Source organism: Legionella saoudiensis, assembly GCF_001465875.1.
GTDB classification, from domain to species: Bacteria; Pseudomonadota; Gammaproteobacteria; order Legionellales; family Legionellaceae; genus Legionella; species Legionella saoudiensis.
On record NZ_LN901324.1, the window covers coordinates 348,677 to 365,986 of the forward strand.

Here is a 17,310-nt window from a genome sequence, read left to right on the forward strand (position 1 = left end):
ACATGATTTTAGAAGATATTATTTTTTAAGTTGGTATCAATAATTATTTCTTCATCCTGATGTTGTGCCAGGTTTACTTGCGGTTCAGCTTTTAGGGTTAAACCAGCAACATTTTTTTTCAGAGTCGATGCGGCATTATCTTTATTAAAAAAAGTAAAATTGCCAGTTGCCACGCGATTTACACCAGCGGCGATAATATAGCCAACAATTAATAAAGAAAGGGCCAATAGTATATTTGAAATAATATGTTTGGAGCTTTCATGTTTGTCTAGCTCTTCCCTAGGTTTTGATAACTCCAAAATACACTCAGTCTTAAAATCGGCTAGAGCTTCTTCTTCATTTTCAGTTGGATTATTACAATATTGAGTAATAATACCCTGAAGTGCAGAAATCAACTCTTCAGCTTCTTGTTCAGCGCGTTCTAGCCTTTGTTTGGCAAAATTATTCTTCAGCTCAACCAGATTATCGATATCATTTAGAATTGGAGCAATTCTTGCCATACGTGCTTGAGTTATTTTTCCTTGCTTTCTAAGTTGCTCATATTGTTGTTGCGCCTCTTGAATTTCAGCCTGCAGCTTTTGCTGTGCTTCTTCAAGTTGGCGTTGGAGCTGTTGCTGTGTTTCAAGATATTCACGTTGTAATCGTTGTTTTTCTGCTTCCATCTCTAACTTATAGCGTTCGAATTCTTGTTCAAGTTGCTGTTTCCTGTCTTTTTCTTGTTTTAATAATTCCTGTTGCTCATCCATTGCCGCTTGCGAGTACAGTTTAGGTGCTTGGTTCAAAAGAGCACGGCACTGTTTGATTTGCTGTTCTAAATTTCTAACTTTTTCTGCCCCAACTTCAGATACAGGATTAACTACGATTACGCTTAGCGTCAAATCAGTTTGGGTTACTTCTAAGGAATCATCCTGGGGTTTTAATAATAAAGATAATTGTTGCTCTAAATCAGAAAGAAATTTGATAATAACTGGATCTTTATTAATATAATCTGATTCAAAGTACTGTTTGATGGCAATTATGTTTTGCACCAGTTCATTGCGCTCATCCTGCAGCTCTTCAAATCGCGCTTTTAACATTAATTCTTGATGGGTGGCATTTAGTCCATTATCTAGTTTAAGTTGTAACTTAAACAATTCATCAATACGTTTAATCGCTTCTTTATATGGAGCAGGTATTGGTTCTGTTGATGTAATTTTATCAATTTGAATAAGAAAATCTTGATAGGCCCCAACGTTACCGTTCTGGAGTCTTTGAATCAATTCGAGCAATGCCGCCTGTAAGACTTGAAGTTCAACTTGCTGTATTTGACTCAAATTACTCTCTTTGATAAAGCTATTATAAACACGCTTTAAATAAGTTTTAAAATCAAGAGCGATATAACTTACATATTCTTGTTTTTCAGAACTAGCAGTTACAGGTTTTTTTAATAAATGCTCTAAGAGCTCACCTTCCGCGTGGCGGTTTGCCGCAGCCTTAAGCTCGTCTATAAAACCCTTAATGGCAGGCCAGTTCGCATCAGTTAGTTTAACTTGCATTGCACCGTATTTTTCAGGTGGGAAGCATCCCTTTTCCAAAACCAGTTTAGCTTGATACACCGGATCGCTAAAATATAATGAAGCAGCAGCTGTATATACATCAGAGGCTCCAATGAGCGAATGTCCTTGATCAAATTGGTCATGTTCCTGCTGTTCATTTGCATGGGATGTTTGATGCCCAGTAAATAATTCAAAAATAGATGCAGCAGGCGCACTTTGCTCCAGTCCAACCATTAATAAATTATCTGGCTCATTTTTGTGAAAATAAACATGCCCACTAAATCCATTAGCAGAAATCGTTTTGCCATAGAAATTCTTTTGGCCCTCACCACCCATGGCGATATTAACCCCGAAGTCACGAGGAGTATTGAGCATAGAGGGTAATTGCCCGCGCAAGCCAATCATTAATCCTTTCCCTTCAACAATAGTCTTTGCATCAGAACGGTATACATTATGAGTTGCTGAACGAGAAACTACAGTATTAGCTGAATTAGGATTAGGAAAATAGCTTAATAACTCAGCTCTATGAGTTTCAGAAAGCTCTTGGTAATCCAGAATAATACGGCTAGCGTGAGATAAATAATCCGCAATAGTTAATTGATCGTTCGGTGCGTGTAATTCTTCCGATGAAGAAAAAGCCGAGCGGGTTTTAAAGTCTCCCATCGCGACACAGGCACTTAATAATTGCATGATCTGCGTGCCCACATCATTGGGATTATTATGTAAAAATGTATTAGCCCATTGGCTCGCTACAGTTTGTTGATCTTGCTCAATTGAGGAAGCAACAATTTCTAATTTTTTATCAGCCATTTTCGTTGCACTTTTTCTAAATTCAAAACAATGTAATATAACAAACGGAGCTTAAGAAAATATTAATAAATGCTTTTTTTATTTTCTTTTTGCGCCTTTTCCATCTAAACGCATGGTAATTTTTTTTACGATATACGTCAATTTAATCACAAGTGAAAAAAAAGTGTAAAGTCACTTAAGTGGGGCAATTATTTAATATTTGGTTAACATTTCGTGATCTAAGATAGAGCATATTTATTTTACAAAGTGAACCAAATGCGAGATAAGGTTGATGGGCTTCATAACCGTGTAAATGGTATTATCGCCTACATAGAAAAAAATTTTCCCCATCCTGATGAAGCGGTTAATACGCATTTTATTTATATTAAATCGTTATTAAAACAAAGTTCTTCAAGTGATGAAGTTAATATTGCTAAGCTTTATGAGGCGGTACATTATATTGAAACCATAAAAATCAGACCTCAATCCTCTTTTTTTTCCTCACAAAGTAATAAAGTAATGACCATGGCTGATAAGATGGTGCAAAAAGGGGAGTTTATTCTTCCTGCTCAAGAGCGAGCTCAAAAGCCAATTAGTGTTATTTCCTCTGCTGGTCCTGTTCCAGTCAAGTCTGATGAGTATTTTGGTGCAGTACATCATGCTTTGGTTGAATTAATTTCTTCTCGTTATCAGTTTTTAAAAAATGAAGAAAAATATGAAAAGGTTAAAAAAGCCCCTGTAATTTGGAGTTATAACTATCCTCTTGATGAGGAGTTAGGTGAGGTTATGAATCAAAGTATAGGAGAGTGGCAGGCTCATCACACGCCGTTACAATCTGAACCGACAAAAGCTTATCGAGATTTTAAAAGAGATATTTGCATTCGAGGCATCACTGCGAGATCCGATGAAGAGGTACAGGATTTATTAGACTACCTGGTTAAGGGAAGTTCTTATTCATTAGAAGAACAAAAAGTTATTAAACAGTGGCTGGAGGCGAATGGTGGGCAAGATATGAATCGCTTTTTAGATTTATTATTGATAAGCGGTGAATTTACTCCGACACCATCTTCATTAGTAAATACGGAAAGCTTACAGCAAGCATGGAGCATCGAGAATGGTAAAGTGGTATTCTCCTACGAGTCTGTAATTTACTCTATTAATATGGATGCTAATGTATATGTGAGTAATGGCAAAGGCCAATTGATATTAGAAGAAAATCCGGAAAAGATAAAAGATAAATTAGGGAATTATCATGTTCCTCCATTAATGCGGGTTCAAAGTAAAATTGAATTAAATATCAATGATGGAGTAGTGACCCCATCCATTACCGCGTTAAGTGTACAGAGTCATAGTTCTGGATTAGTAGAGCCGAGCTCAAAAATATTGAATGATACACAGTTTTCCGTGTATAATTAATAATCATTTACTAAAAATATAAACAAACTATGGATAGCTTACCTGTCGAGATGATTGGGCATATACTGCAATTTTTAGATGCAAAATCATTATTAAGGGTAAGCTATGTATGTCGCGTTCTTAAAATCGTTGCGACCGATCAACTCCAGTGGATTAAGCTTTGCCTTACTGACCTTGCATGCCAACCTTTGGTACGCGCAGCCATGCTTAAAGAGGCTCTATTAAGTAGAGAACTTGACGCAAAATCCTTATATACGAGTATTATGGAAAGGGATAAAGCTAAAATTACGGACTTATTATTTTCTAATTTAGAAGTGAGGGAGTTTGCTCTCTATGCACCTTTTTATGAAAATACGATTCCTCAATTTTTCCCCCGGGCGGTATATCCTGTGAGAAAATTATATCTTACTGAAGAGGCTGCAAGGATAAATACACCTAATGCTGCAAAGGTAAAACATTGGCTTAGGGTGCAAATATCTCTTGATAAAGAGAGCTTTGAGGGGTTATATGATAAGCTGGAAGTACGCTCTGTGGACTCTGTAAAATCGATGCCAATTATTCCTTCGCAGAAGTGTGCTTTCGTCGCTGCTGATGAGCCTGGTCTCGAGACAAAGCTACAGCTCATCTCTTAACTTACAGCGTAGGCGTTCACGCTGTATGTATTCTAATTAAATGTCATTGCGAACAAAGTGAAGCAACCCAGTACTGAGTCTTAACGAAGTATTGTTCTGTTGCTTCGTCATGGCTCGCAATTGACGAAATTTACATATCTCATGAACGCTTACCTTACAGGTAATAATACATTTAGTTGTAGGAGAAATCCCTCTCCCGCGCTGAGGAGAGGGATTAGCTGTTGCTGTTTTTATTAAGCTAAATCACTCATTGTAGAAACGGCATGGTAACCCGCATCAACGTGCACCACCTCGCCAGTAATCCCCGATGCTAAGCTTGAACATAAAAATGCAGCGGTATTGCCTACCTCTTCAATGGTTACGTTTCTATGCAAGGGTGTGATATTGGCATATGCAGTTTGAATCTTACGAAAATCTTTGATGCCTGCTGCAGCTAACGTCTTAATTGGTCCTGCAGAAATAGCATTCACACGTAAACCTCGTTGCCCTAAACTTGATGCTAAATAACGTACAGAAGCTTCTAAGCTCGCTTTGGCAATACCCATAACATTATAATTAGGTACAGCTTTTTCAGCGCCATAGTATGTAAGAGTAATGATGGAACCTTCAGTTCCCTCCATCATGGGTAGGGCTGCTTGTGCTAGAGCAACTAGGCTGTATGCGCTGATGTCATGGGCAATTTTAAAGCCTTCACGCGTACAAGAGCTTACAAAGTCGCCGCTTATTTGATCTGCGGGTGCATAAGCTACAGAATGAACTAAGTTATCTAATTTATCCCAATGCTGTCCTAAGCTAGCAAAAAGAGCTTTAATTTCTTCATCATGAGCAACATCACAAGGGAAGACAAGCTTTGAATTAAATTCAGCAGCCATGGATTCAACACGCTCTTTTAAGCGGTCGTTTTGGTAGGTGAATGCTAATTCAGCACCTTGTTCATGAAAGGCTTTGGCAATTCCATAAGCAATGGATCGGTTGCTCGCTAGACCAATGATCAGTGCTTTTTTACCAGCTAAAAAACCCACAGTTATTCTCCTATCACTATTTGGTATTAGTATGTGAAGCTAATAATTCACGCATTTTTGCTTGAATCATTTCGATAGCAATTCTATTTTCACCGCCACGAGGAACAATAATGTCTGCATAACGGCTTGATGGTTCAATAAACTGCAAGTACATAGGACGTACGGTTGTCTCATATTGGTGAACTACAGACTCAAATGTTCTATGGCGTTCTACAACATCTCTTTTTAAACGTCGTGTTAGACAAACATCCAGTGGAGTAGACATGAAAATTCGAATGTCCATAATGTCACGTAATTCTTTATCACTAAAGAGTAAAATACCCTCCAGGATAATAATAGCATGTTTGCCAATTGTTCGGGTTTCGGGCAATCGAAGGTGTTTTGAATGAGAATAAATAGGAATCTCTACAGGCTTGCCTTCTCTAAGCTGGCGTAAATGCTCACATAAGAGCGCATGATCAAATGAATCGGGATGATCATAATTTATTTTTTCGCGATCCGCGAAAGGCAAATGCCCATTATCTTTGTAGTAAGCATCTTCAGAGATTACTACTACATGATCGGAACCTAACTCGTTAACAATAGTATTTGCAAAAAGGCTTTTACCAGACGCAGACGGGCCTGAAATCCCAATAATAATGACTTCTTTGTTCATGATGATATCGCTTAAATTTTGGTACAAATGTTAATTGTTTTTTGTATTAAATTCAATCTTTAATTCAACAACAATAGAGTCTGATTGCTTGAAACCAGGATTTTCTCCCCTGAATTTAGGTTTTTACACTGCTGTTTGGGAGATCTGATTATCAGCAACTAATGGCACTTACTTATTGCTTTGAACGGCTCGTCATTCCAAGTGCCGCGAGGGATCTCCTTAATGTGACATGGAATTGATACCAGCCAATTCAGGAGATTCTTCGTCGTAAATCCCGCAGGATCACTTGCTTTTCAACGCTTCTTGATGGTCATTAAACGCATCTAAGACTTCTTCTAATGGCTGCCCAACTGCAGCTGAAGGGGCTTTGATCATCAGCAAAGAAGATAAGGTTGTTGCAATATCTGTAGTATAAACTTTGCGGAAAATACGCTGAGCTTTAAAACTTGGATGTACAAACAATAAAGGCACATAACTGTCATAATTCCATGGACTACCATGGGAAATTCGATAAATGCCTTTAGCTCCATTGGATTGATTGGGAGGTTGTACTATGTACACATCTCCAGCTCGATATGGATAATACATTTTATTTACTTTTGCGCTTAGCCAATCTTTTTCAATTTGGGTAACAGGAAGAGGATAGGCTTTAAATATTCCGGGTTTCAACGTTAATTGCTGAGCCAGATAATTACTTACCTTACGAGGACTTAACTGATGTTTTTTTATTACGTGATGGTCCAGATAAACATAAGGCGGCATAACGGATAAGAGGGATTTCTTAGGAAGTTTGTAATGCTTTTTTAGAGTTTTATGAATGAATTGCTCAATCTCGGCAATTTTAACGGGCTGTATTTCAATGATATTATGGGCTTTAAGATAAGTAGGACCATCGTTAACGCCATGATCAGCGGTAAGTACAATTAACGTATTGTTTAATCCAACTTGCTTATCAATTACCCCAAGAAGATGTGTTAATGTTTTATCTAATTCTAATAAATTATCTTCAGCCTCAAGGCTGTTAGGACCAAATTGATGCCCAATTGCATCCACCCCAGAAAAACTAATGGCTAAATAATCAGTTTGGTTTACACTTAGTCCAAGCTTCTCTTCCGTTAATAATTGTTCGGCAAAGCTTGCCGTCAATTGATCTGCTTTTGGTGTTTTAGATAGTCCTTTGAAATAGTCTTGATTTTCTTGATGTCGTACATGATGAGGAAAACTTTGCCCAAAAGCTTGGTCTGCTTGAGGGAATATAGGGGCATTTGCATTTTGATACTCTGCTTTTGGTTTGCTTAGGTTCCAGTCAAAATTGGGAGATTGGTAGTGCTGATTCCAATTTTGTACCCAGTTGGGGTATTGGCGAGCATAATAACTACTGGTTATAAAACCACCATTAGTTGTATCAAACCAAAAAGCCTCGCCTGCATGCCCTGCAAGCGCTATTGCTGAACGATCTTTAAAGGAAACGCCAAAGGCTCGTCCTTTTTTTGCTAGGATTATTTCGTCACTTAGAGTTGAGGCGTATAAATTTCTTGGCGAGCGGCCGGGAATGTTTGTTTTAGTATGTTGTGTGGGTAAGATTTGCGTTTTCAAATCTTCCATGCAATAGAGCATTTGTTTGGATTTTCTGTCATACCAGTCATTATTGATAATGCCATGCATTGCCGGGTAACTACCAGTTGAAATCGTGGCATGTCCTGCACAAGTAGTGGTATTCGCATGAGGATGATGCGCATTATTATAATTGATAGAATGGGTTAATAAATAATTAAATCCTGCATTACCAAACTGGTGTTGATATTTATGAATTAAATCGCCGCGTAATTGATCAACTACTATTTGTACAACTAATTTAGGTTGATTGCTTTCGGCATAGATATTAAAACAGCTCAATGTTAACAGCGCAGAGCAGATATATTTTTTCATAAGAGGGCACCTCGAATGGGGGAATGGGTAACTTAACTTAATGTACTAGGTTAATGCAACCATAAATTAGGAATGAAGGGCGATCAAAATAGATTAGGTTTGCTATAAAAAATAACATTATTTTTTATATCGGACTCACATTAATTAGTTTAGAATTCATTGAGAACGGAATTTTTATCTAGGCCTCTCAGGTATAAATTTAGTAACGCGGTTGCTTTTTCTATTGCGCCTCCTATTGGTGCTTATGCGGATGGCTGTATTTAGAAGTTGATGAAGTTTATGGAGGAATGAAATGGCTTTTACATTAGTGAAATATGATTTACTAAAGCAAAATATTATTAATAGTATTAAGTCCTTAGCAAGGTATTACAAATATTATGACGTAACAGACCTCATTAATGCGTATTTAATAGAAAAAAATGTTGAGCCCTCTGTATGGGAAAAAAAATACAGTGAGATTTCCGCAATAAGGCGTTCTCAAATCGCTTTTTTATTAACAGTTATTCGCTGTTTGGATGAGCAGATTTTAACCCAGCCTGAGACATTAGGACATAGTGAATATTTACTTAATGCCGCTGCATGCTATGTTCGCGATATTATTAATCAGTCCTATGATTCAAAAGCTTCTTGGAGTAATTATTGGGCATCCTTTGTTACTTCGGTCGATAATAGTAAGTTCTTTAGTCTTTTGGGAACAGCACTGGGCATTAATCGTAGTAATTTCCCTACGAATAATGAAGCATCAGTAATGTATACTAGTTTAAAACTTTTTATTTTGAAGCAGACTTACCGAGATCCTCAGAACCCTGAACATGGATATTTAGTGATGGATAGATCACAAGAGCCCCAGGTTTCGAAAACGGTTGTCCCCTCCATAGCATTTTCGAGTGAACGAATAGAAGGATTTGTTGTGGAAGATTTTATTGGTGAATTAATTGCTCGTGTTGCGACACTAGAAAAGAAAGTCATGGATTTTGCAAAAAAAGAATGTAAAACCAAGGTAGAGGTAAGCAAAATTGGAATGTTTCGCACCGAAGTAGCGGAGGAAAGAGGGCAAATTTCGAACCATAATGATCTAGAAGCAGAACATAATTTATTTGTTCTTTGTGTGGAGTAACTTAAGCCTCTTAGTTATATCATCATAATAGCTTACAATGACGGATCTCCGTTAAGGCCTTATACATGTACGCCTGTTAGGAGATCCTCTGGGTAATTTATTGCTCTATAGGATAACCGAACATAGCCCATTCCATAATGCCGCCATCTACGGAATAAACTTCTTGATACCCTAAATCTATTAAACACTGAGCCGCATATAAAGAACGTATACCACCTTTGCAATGAAGATAAATGGGGCTTTCTTTATCCATCATATGTGCTTCAATATTTGAGCTGATGCTGTCTTTAGGAATATGAATTGCATTCGGTATGCGAACAGATTGCCATTCTTCTTGCTCTCGAACATCGATAAGGCATAATTGAGGGTTTTGTTCCATTTTATTTTTCAATTCATGCACATCAATCGTTTTTATCTTAGGGTTTGTCATAACGTACTTCTCTTATTTGGGGTCGTGTTAATGTGGAGTGATGTAATAGCCAGTAAATGGTTGCAGTGAATACACCACCGATTAAAGTTGCAAATGCCCAGGTTGATGCAGATACGAGGACTGTTTTCTGCCCCAGGCGATTCATGCTGCCTGCATCACGAGCAACAGCACCTGCAAAAACTAAATGCAAAATTCCATTAATGATCATAATTAGATAAAAAAAAGTTTGAATTTGAGTAGTAAACTGTTTTGCCAGCTCAGAGATCACTTGCTGTCTCCTTCTCTATAAAAATCAAGTAATAATATAATAACAGAAAATGGTTGAGATCTTTTATTTCTTTGCTAACCTCGGTAACATGCGGGTGAATAAAAATAATAAGAGAGATAACATGAACGCTTCTGAAGTCCCTGTTCCTCATTTAACCACAGCTAATCCAGGCCCTTTACATCACGTTGAAAAAGTTGTTTTAAATCAAGTTGCTGCAATTGAATCTTGGTTTAGAAAGCAATGGAAACTAACGCCTCCGCCTTTAACTTCTTCTGTTGATTTACGTCAAGCAGGCTTCAAATTAGCGCCAGTAGATACTAATTTATTTCCGGCAGGATTTAATAATTTAAATCCTGATTTTCTTCCTTTATGCATCCAAGCAGCCCAATCTGTTTTAGCTGATTATGTTCCTTACTGCACTCGGATTCTCCTGCTTCCAGAAAGTCATACGCGCAATAAATTTTACATGCAAAGTTTGCATGTATTGCGGACGATTTTTAGCAAAGCAGGCTTTGTTGTACGCATTGGCAGTTTGGATCCGGATCTTAAAGAGCCTACAGAAATTACTCTTGAAAGTGGTGATACGTTGTTAATTGAGCCAATACAAAGACAGGGTGATCGGGTTGGTTTATCTGATTTTAATCCCTGCTTTTTAATGCTGAATAATGACTTGTCTCAAGGAATACCGGAAATCTTACAAGGCTTACAGCAAACAATCAGACCTACCGAAAAATTAGGTTGGTCTTCCCGATTAAAATCCAGCCACTTTAGTTTTTTTGATGAAGTAGCCTCAGAGTTTTCTGAATTAGTCGGTATGGATTCTTGGCTTATTAATCCATATTTTAGTGCGATTGACGGAGTCGATTTTATGGCTCAGGAAGGCATTGAACAGTTGGCAATGGAAGTAGACAAGCTTCTTAAATCAATACAAGACAAATATGCTACTTATGGAATTAAAGAGAAACCATTTGTGGTAATAAAAGCGGATAATGGTACTTATGGAATGAGTGTAATGATGGTGCATAATGCCGAGCAAGTGCGCCAATTGAATAGAAAGCAACGAACTAAAATGTCTGCCAGTAAAGGCAGTCAAAAGGTAGAACGCGTGATCATTCAAGAAGGAGTCTATACTTTTGAAACCATGCCCAATGGAGCAGTTGCTGAACCTGTTGTTTATATGATTGGGCAATTTGTGGTTGGGGGTTTTTATCGAGTGCATCAGGAACGAGGTATTGATGAAAATCTTAATGCCCCCGGAATGCATTTTGAACCATTAGCCTTTGCTCAAGCTTGTAATATTCCTTCAGATGAATTGGAAGTAGTGGATTGTCCTAATCGCTTTTATGTATATGGTGTCATTGCGCGATTAGCTGCTCTTGCTGCAGCTCGTGAAATCGATGCAATTGGGGGCGAATAATGAGACTAGCCGTATTAATAGATCCCTTAGAACATTTAAAACCTTATAAAGATACGACTATCGCTATGATCAAAAGAGCGCAGGACCTAGGTTGGTCTTGCGTTTATTTTACCCAGCAGGATCTTTTTTGTCGTGAAGGCCGTGCTTATGCGCGTGTTTATGAAATCGCTATTGGGGATGAGCATAGCCGAGACTGGGCACAAACTAATGATTTGGGTGAAAAACCCTTAGCTGATTTTGACATTATTTTAATGCGTAAAGATCCCCCGTTTAATACTGAATATATTTACACAACCTACCAATTGGAGCTTGCTGAGCGTGAAGGGGTTCTGGTAGCAAATAAACCACAAAGCTTGCGCGATGCTAACGAGAAATTTTTTACGCTAAATTTTCCGCAATGTTGCCCAACAACTTTAGTTTCACGTGATATAAAGAAGCTCCGCTCTTTTTGGGAAATGCACCAACAAGTTATTTTTAAACCAGCCGAAGGGATGGGAGGGAGCTCCGTTTTCCATGTAGATGCGCACGGACGAAATCTATCCGTTATTTTAGAAGTACTCACAGAGCACCAGACACGAACTATTATTGCACAACGTTATATACCTGAAATTACAACGGCAGGGGATAAGCGTATTTTAGTCATTAATGGCGAGCCGGTACCTTATGCTTTAGCTCGTATCCCTGCTCAAGGAGAATTGCGTGGGAATTTGGCGGCTGGGGCACGAGGCGAAGTAGTGCCAATTAATGAGCGTGATCGTTGGATTTGCCAGCAAATTGGTCCCACATTGAAAGCTAAAGGCTTGTACTTTGTTGGCATTGATGTGATTGGCGATTATTTAACTGAAATTAATGTAACTAGTCCTACTTGTCTAAGAGAGATTACTGCTGCTACAGGATTAGATATTGCGGGTGATTTCTTGCAAGGTCTTAAACGTATTTGTTTATCTTAGTTTCCGAAAAAGTAGTCTGGTTGTTTGCAAGCGTGATTAAGTTCACGAGATACGTTTCACTGTCGTCATTGCTGTGCTAATAGCGATAACCCAGACGGGATTTGCGCGATTAGTCCCGCAATTTTAGTTCACTAATGATAGGGTGCGACATTCCATGGCGGTGCCACGTACCCTGGTTGCTTCGTCACTAAGTTTCTCGCAATGACGCGATTTGCGTAAAGTGGTGTGATTTTAAACAATTGGTCCTTAAATCCTGTCATCAGTAATGACGAGATTTACGTAAAATGATGGATTTTGAACAATTAGTCCTTAAATCCTGTCATCAGTAATGACGAGATTTACGTAAAATAATGGGATTTGCCCAATTGGTCTTCAAATCCCGTCATTGCGAACGAAGTGAAGCAACCCAGAGTTTCAGGCTTCGATCAATCAATCAGCAACATTTTCCTGAGTATTTACGAGAAACCCTGGTTGCAATTACTCATCTACGTAATCACTACCCGGATTTACTGCTGCCGCATTCTTATCAGCTTCAACATCATCAACATAAAGCTCGCCATTATCTTGCTCAGCGCCTGAAATGAGGTAGTTACGGTGTTGTAGATATGCATCGCGCATGAATGCGTATTTATCTAAAGCTTCATCCATAATGCGGTCAGTATCTAGCAACTGGGCACGTAGATCAACATAGCGTAATGCCAGTAAGCTATAGACCACCGCGTCATTATCAATGTACACGTAGGGACTGTACAGGGCGAATTGGAATAACCATCCTGCACCATCACGAATGGTACTTGGGCCTAAGAGGGGAAGAACCAAATAAGGAGAGTTCTTATCGCCCCATTTTGCCAAGGTAAGACCCAAATCATTAGAGTGCGGTTGCAAGCCAAATTCTTGAGCTACATCCAAAATACCACCCACTCCTAGAGTTGAGTTGATGAGGAAACGCCAGGTATCTCTAATGGCCCACTTGCCTTCAGCTTGTAAAAGGTCATTACCAACAGTGGGGATTAGATCCAGGTTACTGTAAAAATTATTTACCCCTTTGCGAACAAAGGCAGGAAGTACAGCGCGATATACTTTTGCTGATGGTTTTAAAACTACTTTATCAAGTGCCGAATTGAACTTATATACTTTGCGGTTAAATGATTCATAAGGATCCGCGGGGTTTGTTCCTTTAGTTACACAGCCCGCTAATGCAAGGCTTCCTGCCAAACTGATGCTTATTAATTTTAATCGCATGATTTTTATAACTTATTAAACTTAGGAATGATGTTACACGAGTTTACCGTTCTTGCAAACGAGTAGATTTAAAATTGCATTAAAAAGGTAACCGGACCATCATTGCATAAATGAACTTGCATGTCAGCACCAAAGCAACCGCTTTGTGTTCCTGGGTAAAGTTGTGCTGCCCGAGTCAATAAATGATCAAATAATTGCCGGCCTAACTCAGGAGGTGCTGCGTTTGAAAAGCTGGGACGTAATCCTTTTTGAGTATCTGCCATTAAGGTGAATTGAGGTACCAATAATAAACCACCGTTAACCTCTTTAAGGCTTAAATTCATTTTGCCTTGTTTATCATTAAATAGGCGATAGCTGATGCATTTTTGCAGCATTTTTTCTATGGTTTGTATACTATCACTAGGTTCAAAACCACAAAGTATCATCAACCCCTGATTTATTTGACCCACTGTTTCTTTATTAATATCAACACGAGCTTCACTAACTCGCTGAATTACAGTTAGCATGCATCAAGCCCTTGTTTGGAAATTTCTTTACTGGCATAAATGATCGCATCGATAATTCCTGATTCTCTATCCGAATGACCCGCATCACGTACAATTCTTAAATTAGAAGCAGGGATCGCCTGATGTAACTCATATGCTGCGGCAAGTGGCGAGATAAGGTCAAATCGTCCATGTACTATATAGGTCGGAATATGTCTTATTTTATGGGCATTCTCCAATACCTGATTTTCTTCAATAAAATAATTATTGATGATGTAATGTGTCTCCAAGGTTGCCAGAGCTAGTGCAAAATGTGGATCACTATACTGGTCAATCACGTACAGATGAGGTTGTAGGCTGCTGCATCGGGCTTCCCAAAGCGCCCAGTTTTTTGCGGCACTCATGCGAGCTAAGTCATTAGTACCTTGTAAGCATTGAGCATAATATTGAGGAATTGCATCGCGCATATGGTGTGGAACACAACTAATAAATTCTTGCCAATAATCAGGATAAACTAGGCTGGCACCTTCCCGATAGAACCAATCATCATCTTGCCGGCGACCTAAAAAGATTTGATGTAACAATAATGTTTTAATTTGTTGAGGGTACTTTTGCGCATAAAGCAGGGCGATTAAAGAACCCCAGCCGCCACCAGATAATATAAATTCGGATAACCCTAAATAGTCTCTAATAGCATCAATATCATCCAACAATAAAGGAGTCGTATTTTCCCTGATTTCTAAATGGGGAGTAGAACGACCACAACCACGTTGATCAAATAAAATTATGCGATAATGCTGTGGATCAAAAAAACGACGGAGGTAACCTTCTGATGAGCAGCCACCAGGTCCCTGATGCAAAACAATTACGGGGAGTCCTTCAGGATTGCCGGTTTCTTCTATATATAATGTATGCAAATCGCTGACTTTCAACTCATGTTGTTTGTATGGTTTGATGGCTGGGTAGAGAGAATGCATCTTAATCCTTTAAAGAATCAATGGGGTTTATGTCCTTATTCTGCTCTGGGAATCATCGGAATGCAAGGGCTCGCGGAAAACAGTAGGTGGCCTTGGTGCTGCTTACGGCCCTTGTCGGGCCATAGGCCTCCTGCAAAAGGCAATATTTTTATAGTTTTTATATACTAAATTGAAGATAATACGCCCACAGTTTTTTGTTGGAATAATAGTATGAGTATTGCTGCACTTCTCAATGGCCTGAATGAACGACAACGCGAAGCGGTTTCAGCACCGCTTGGTAACACTTTGGTTTTGGCTGGAGCAGGTAGTGGTAAGACGAAAGTTTTAGTTAGCCGTATCGCTTGGTTAATTGAAAAAGAACAGCTTTCACCCCATGGTATTCTTGCTGTAACGTTCACCAATAAAGCAGCAGGTGAGATGCGTACGCGACTTAACAACATATTAGCAACTCCAGTATTGGGTTTATGGGTAGGTACATTCCATGGCTTATGCCATCGCTTATTACGTCGTCACTATAAAGAAGCGAATTTGCCCGAGCAATTTCATATTCTGGATTCCGAAGATCAGGCCCGGGTAATTAAACGGGTTATTGCTGCATTAAATTTAGATTCAGAGCAATGGCCAGTGAAACAGGCCCAAGCCTTTATTAATGGACGCAAAGATGAAGGTATCCGACCACAACACGTACACACGCTAAGTTATGGTCCTGGTAGAACCTTGTTGGCGATTTATACTGCCTATGAGCAAGCATGCCAGACAGCAGGAGTTATTGATTTTGCTGAATTATTACTTCGTACACATGAATTACTGCGTGATAATCCAGATATTTTGGCACATTACCGGCAGCGTTTTCAGGCAATCTTGGTTGATGAGTTCCAAGACACCAATACGATTCAATATGCTTGGATCCGCCTTTTAGCAGGAGAAAACACTGCCGTGCTGGCAGTAGGTGATGATGATCAGTCTATTTACGGTTGGCGCGGAGCTAAGGTTGAAAATATACAACAATTTGCTCAAGACTTTAAAGGAACACAAATTATTCGCCTAGAGCAAAATTATCGTTCCACATCGACTATTCTCGATGCAGCCAATGCCCTAATTACACATAACAACTCACGTATGGGGAAAGACTTATGGACGGCAGGTGGTGCTGGTGAAAAGATTTTAGTGTTTAGCGCGTTTAACGAGTTGGAAGAGGCGCGCTTCGTGAGCGAACGCATTATGATGGAAATTAACCAAGGCGCTAGCGCTGATGAAATTGCTATTTTATATCGTTCCAATGCGCAGTCACGGGTAATTGAAGAAGCGCTTTTGCGCGCGGGTATTGCTTATCGTATTTATGGTGGTTTGCGCTTCTTTGATCGAGCCGAAGTGAAAGATACTTTAGCCTATTTACGTTTACTGGTTAATCCAGGAGATGATACTGCGTTTGAACGGGTAGTAAACTTCCCAACGCGAGGCATTGGTGAAAAAACTTTGGACGACATACGTCTTCATGCAAAAACAAAAGAATCTTCTTTATGGCATGCTGCTAAAGATTTACTGCAATCCGGAGCTTTACCACAACGGGCAGGTTCCTCATTAATGAAATTTATTGATCTCATTGAGGAGTTACAACGTAATACAGCTGATATGGAACTGGATGAACAATTATCCTCAGTAATTCAAATGAGCGGCCTATATGCACACTTTAGTAAGATCAAAGGAGATAAATCAGAATCTCGTCTTGATAACTTGCAAGAATTGATCAATGCCGCGAAGCAATTCCGTTATGAGCAAGAAGAAGATGAAGAACTGCCCTTAGTTAATGCCTTCTTAGCGCATGCTTCTTTAGAGGCAGGTGAACTGCAAGCTGATGATCATGAACGCTCTGTGCATTTAATGACCTTGCATGCTGCTAAAGGTTTGGAGTTTCCTATCGTCTTTTTAGTAGGTTTGGAAGAGGGAGTATTTCCCGGAAAACAATCTATGGAAGAGCCTGGCCGTTTAGAGGAGGAACGTCGCTTATGTTATGTAGGCATGACTCGGGCAATGAAGAAACTAATTTTGTCTTATGCTGAAGTAAGACGGCAATATGGGCGGGAAGAGTATCATCGTCCGTCTCGATTTTTAAGGGAATTGCCGCAAGAGCTGTTGGATGAAGTGCGTGTTAAAGCACGTTTTCAATCATCGACTCCTACGAGTTATGCTCCACGAAATAAAGAGCCGATGATTGCTAAAACCCAAGCTCAAGAAGCAGGATTGCCTTTGGGGCAGAGTGTATCTCATGCAAAATTTGGGCAGGGGGTCGTTCTTGCCGTTGAGGGAAGCGGGGCGCATACCCGAGTGCAGGTTAAATTTAGTGAACATGGGGTTAAGTGGCTTGTTCTGGCTTATGCAAATTTGGTGGTAGAGGCTTAGCGTGCCATGTTTTAAAATACCCTAGCTATTGAATTTTTTTTAAGTG

At 39.2% G+C, this 17,310-nt stretch carries 15 protein-coding genes; 6 read left to right on the plus strand and 9 right to left on the minus strand.

What is annotated here, in order from left to right; genetic code table 11:
• Positions 1-8: 8 nt before the first annotated feature.
• The gene (locus tag BN3124_RS10585) at positions 9-2,345 is read right to left on the minus strand and encodes a hypothetical protein (protein ID WP_058534770.1); all 2,337 of its coding nucleotides are present in this window, start codon (positions 2,343-2,345) and stop codon (positions 9-11) included.
• A gap of 255 nt (positions 2,346-2,600) precedes the next feature.
• On the opposite strand from BN3124_RS10585, the gene BN3124_RS10590 reads away from it, so the two are divergent.
• Positions 2,601-3,740 (plus strand): hypothetical protein, encoded by a 1,140-nt coding sequence (locus BN3124_RS10590; RefSeq protein WP_058534771.1) that lies wholly within the window; start codon positions 2,601-2,603, stop codon positions 3,738-3,740.
• 29 nt (positions 3,741-3,769) lie between these two features.
• Positions 3,770-4,372, plus strand: coding sequence for an F-box-like domain-containing protein (locus tag BN3124_RS10595; RefSeq protein WP_078061541.1), 603 nt, complete (start codon positions 3,770-3,772; stop codon positions 4,370-4,372).
• 233 nt (positions 4,373-4,605) lie between these two features.
• On the opposite strand, the gene BN3124_RS10600 is transcribed toward BN3124_RS10595, so the two are convergent.
• The 3 genes from BN3124_RS10600 to BN3124_RS10610 form a co-directional block, all read right to left on the minus strand.
• Positions 4,606-5,394, minus strand: coding sequence for an enoyl-ACP reductase FabI (locus BN3124_RS10600; protein ID WP_058534772.1), 789 nt, complete (start codon positions 5,392-5,394; stop codon positions 4,606-4,608).
• Between the two features lie 16 nt (positions 5,395-5,410).
• The gene (udk, locus tag BN3124_RS10605) at positions 5,411-6,049 is read right to left on the minus strand and encodes a uridine kinase (protein WP_058534773.1); all 639 of its coding nucleotides are present in this window, start codon (positions 6,047-6,049) and stop codon (positions 5,411-5,413) included.
• Between the two features lie 282 nt (positions 6,050-6,331).
• On the minus strand, positions 6,332-7,978 hold the full coding sequence (locus tag BN3124_RS10610) for an alkaline phosphatase family protein (protein WP_058534774.1): 1,647 nt from the start codon (positions 7,976-7,978) through the stop codon (positions 6,332-6,334).
• Between the two features lie 292 nt (positions 7,979-8,270).
• Between BN3124_RS10610 and BN3124_RS10615 the strand changes: the two genes are divergently transcribed.
• Positions 8,271-9,095 (plus strand): hypothetical protein, encoded by an 825-nt coding sequence (locus BN3124_RS10615; protein ID WP_058534775.1) that lies wholly within the window; start codon positions 8,271-8,273, stop codon positions 9,093-9,095.
• Positions 9,096-9,192: 97 nt separating this feature from the next.
• Here the strand turns inward: BN3124_RS10615 and BN3124_RS10620 are convergent, their stop codons facing one another.
• Together BN3124_RS10620 and BN3124_RS10625 are read right to left on the minus strand one after the other, a co-directional pair.
• Complete coding sequence (locus BN3124_RS10620; RefSeq protein WP_058534776.1) at positions 9,193-9,525, minus strand: rhodanese-like domain-containing protein; 333 nt, start codon at positions 9,523-9,525, stop codon at positions 9,193-9,195.
• Complete coding sequence (locus BN3124_RS10625; protein ID WP_058534777.1) at positions 9,512-9,793, minus strand: hypothetical protein; 282 nt, start codon at positions 9,791-9,793, stop codon at positions 9,512-9,514. The genes BN3124_RS10620 and BN3124_RS10625 overlap by 14 nt, the downstream gene beginning before the upstream one ends.
• A 121-nt stretch (positions 9,794-9,914) precedes the next feature.
• Between BN3124_RS10625 and gshA the strand changes: the two genes are divergently transcribed.
• Together gshA and gshB are read left to right on the plus strand one after the other, a co-directional pair.
• Positions 9,915-11,210, plus strand: a complete 1,296-nt coding sequence (gene gshA, locus BN3124_RS10630) for a glutamate--cysteine ligase (RefSeq protein ID WP_058534778.1) — start codon at positions 9,915-9,917, stop codon at positions 11,208-11,210.
• Entirely contained in the window at positions 11,210-12,160 is a 951-nt protein-coding gene (gene gshB, locus BN3124_RS10635; RefSeq protein ID WP_058534779.1) for a glutathione synthase, read from the plus strand. The genes gshA and gshB overlap by 1 nt, the downstream gene beginning before the upstream one ends.
• A 477-nt stretch (positions 12,161-12,637) precedes the next feature.
• Here gshB and BN3124_RS10640 read toward each other — a convergent pair whose 3' ends face one another.
• The 3 genes from BN3124_RS10640 to pip form a co-directional block, all read right to left on the minus strand.
• Entirely contained in the window at positions 12,638-13,402 is a 765-nt protein-coding gene (locus tag BN3124_RS10640) for an MlaA family lipoprotein (protein WP_058534780.1), read from the minus strand.
• A 68-nt stretch (positions 13,403-13,470) separates the two neighbouring features.
• Positions 13,471-13,908 (minus strand): D-aminoacyl-tRNA deacylase, encoded by a 438-nt coding sequence (gene dtd / locus BN3124_RS10645; RefSeq protein ID WP_058534781.1) that lies wholly within the window; start codon positions 13,906-13,908, stop codon positions 13,471-13,473.
• Positions 13,902-14,864, minus strand: a complete 963-nt coding sequence (gene pip, locus BN3124_RS10650; protein ID WP_058534782.1) for a prolyl aminopeptidase — start codon at positions 14,862-14,864, stop codon at positions 13,902-13,904. Before pip ends, dtd begins: the two co-directional genes overlap by 7 nt.
• Positions 14,865-15,074: 210 nt before the next feature.
• On the opposite strand from pip, the gene uvrD reads away from it, so the two are divergent.
• Complete coding sequence (gene uvrD, locus BN3124_RS10655) at positions 15,075-17,264, plus strand: DNA helicase II (protein WP_058534783.1); 2,190 nt, start codon at positions 15,075-15,077, stop codon at positions 17,262-17,264.
• The last annotated feature ends 46 nt before the right edge of the window (positions 17,265-17,310 follow it).

What these genes read in the sequence shown, in the direction of transcription:
- BN3124_RS10590 (WP_058534771.1), top strand. Translation starts at nt 2,601, where the DNA reads ATGCGAGATAAGGTTGATGGGCTTCATAACCGTGTAAATGGTATTATC.
- pip (WP_058534782.1), bottom strand. Translation starts at nt 14,864, where the DNA reads ATGCATTCTCTCTACCCAGCCATCAAACCATACAAACAACATGAGTTG.
- uvrD (WP_058534783.1), top strand. Translation starts at nt 15,075, where the DNA reads ATGAGTATTGCTGCACTTCTCAATGGCCTGAATGAACGACAACGCGAA.
- BN3124_RS10615 (WP_058534775.1), top strand. Translation starts at nt 8,271, where the DNA reads ATGGCTTTTACATTAGTGAAATATGATTTACTAAAGCAAAATATTATT.
- dtd (WP_058534781.1), bottom strand. Translation starts at nt 13,908, where the DNA reads ATGCTAACTGTAATTCAGCGAGTTAGTGAAGCTCGTGTTGATATTAAT.
- BN3124_RS10595 (WP_078061541.1), top strand. Translation starts at nt 3,770, where the DNA reads ATGGATAGCTTACCTGTCGAGATGATTGGGCATATACTGCAATTTTTA.
- udk (WP_058534773.1), bottom strand. Translation starts at nt 6,049, where the DNA reads ATGAACAAAGAAGTCATTATTATTGGGATTTCAGGCCCGTCTGCGTCT.
- BN3124_RS10610 (WP_058534774.1), bottom strand. Translation starts at nt 7,978, where the DNA reads ATGAAAAAATATATCTGCTCTGCGCTGTTAACATTGAGCTGTTTTAAT.
- gshB (WP_058534779.1), top strand. Translation starts at nt 11,210, where the DNA reads ATGAGACTAGCCGTATTAATAGATCCCTTAGAACATTTAAAACCTTAT.
- BN3124_RS10585 (WP_058534770.1), bottom strand. Translation starts at nt 2,345, where the DNA reads ATGGCTGATAAAAAATTAGAAATTGTTGCTTCCTCAATTGAGCAAGAT.
- gshA (WP_058534778.1), top strand. Translation starts at nt 9,915, where the DNA reads ATGAACGCTTCTGAAGTCCCTGTTCCTCATTTAACCACAGCTAATCCA.
- BN3124_RS10620 (WP_058534776.1), bottom strand. Translation starts at nt 9,525, where the DNA reads ATGACAAACCCTAAGATAAAAACGATTGATGTGCATGAATTGAAAAAT.
- BN3124_RS10640 (WP_058534780.1), bottom strand. Translation starts at nt 13,402, where the DNA reads ATGCGATTAAAATTAATAAGCATCAGTTTGGCAGGAAGCCTTGCATTA.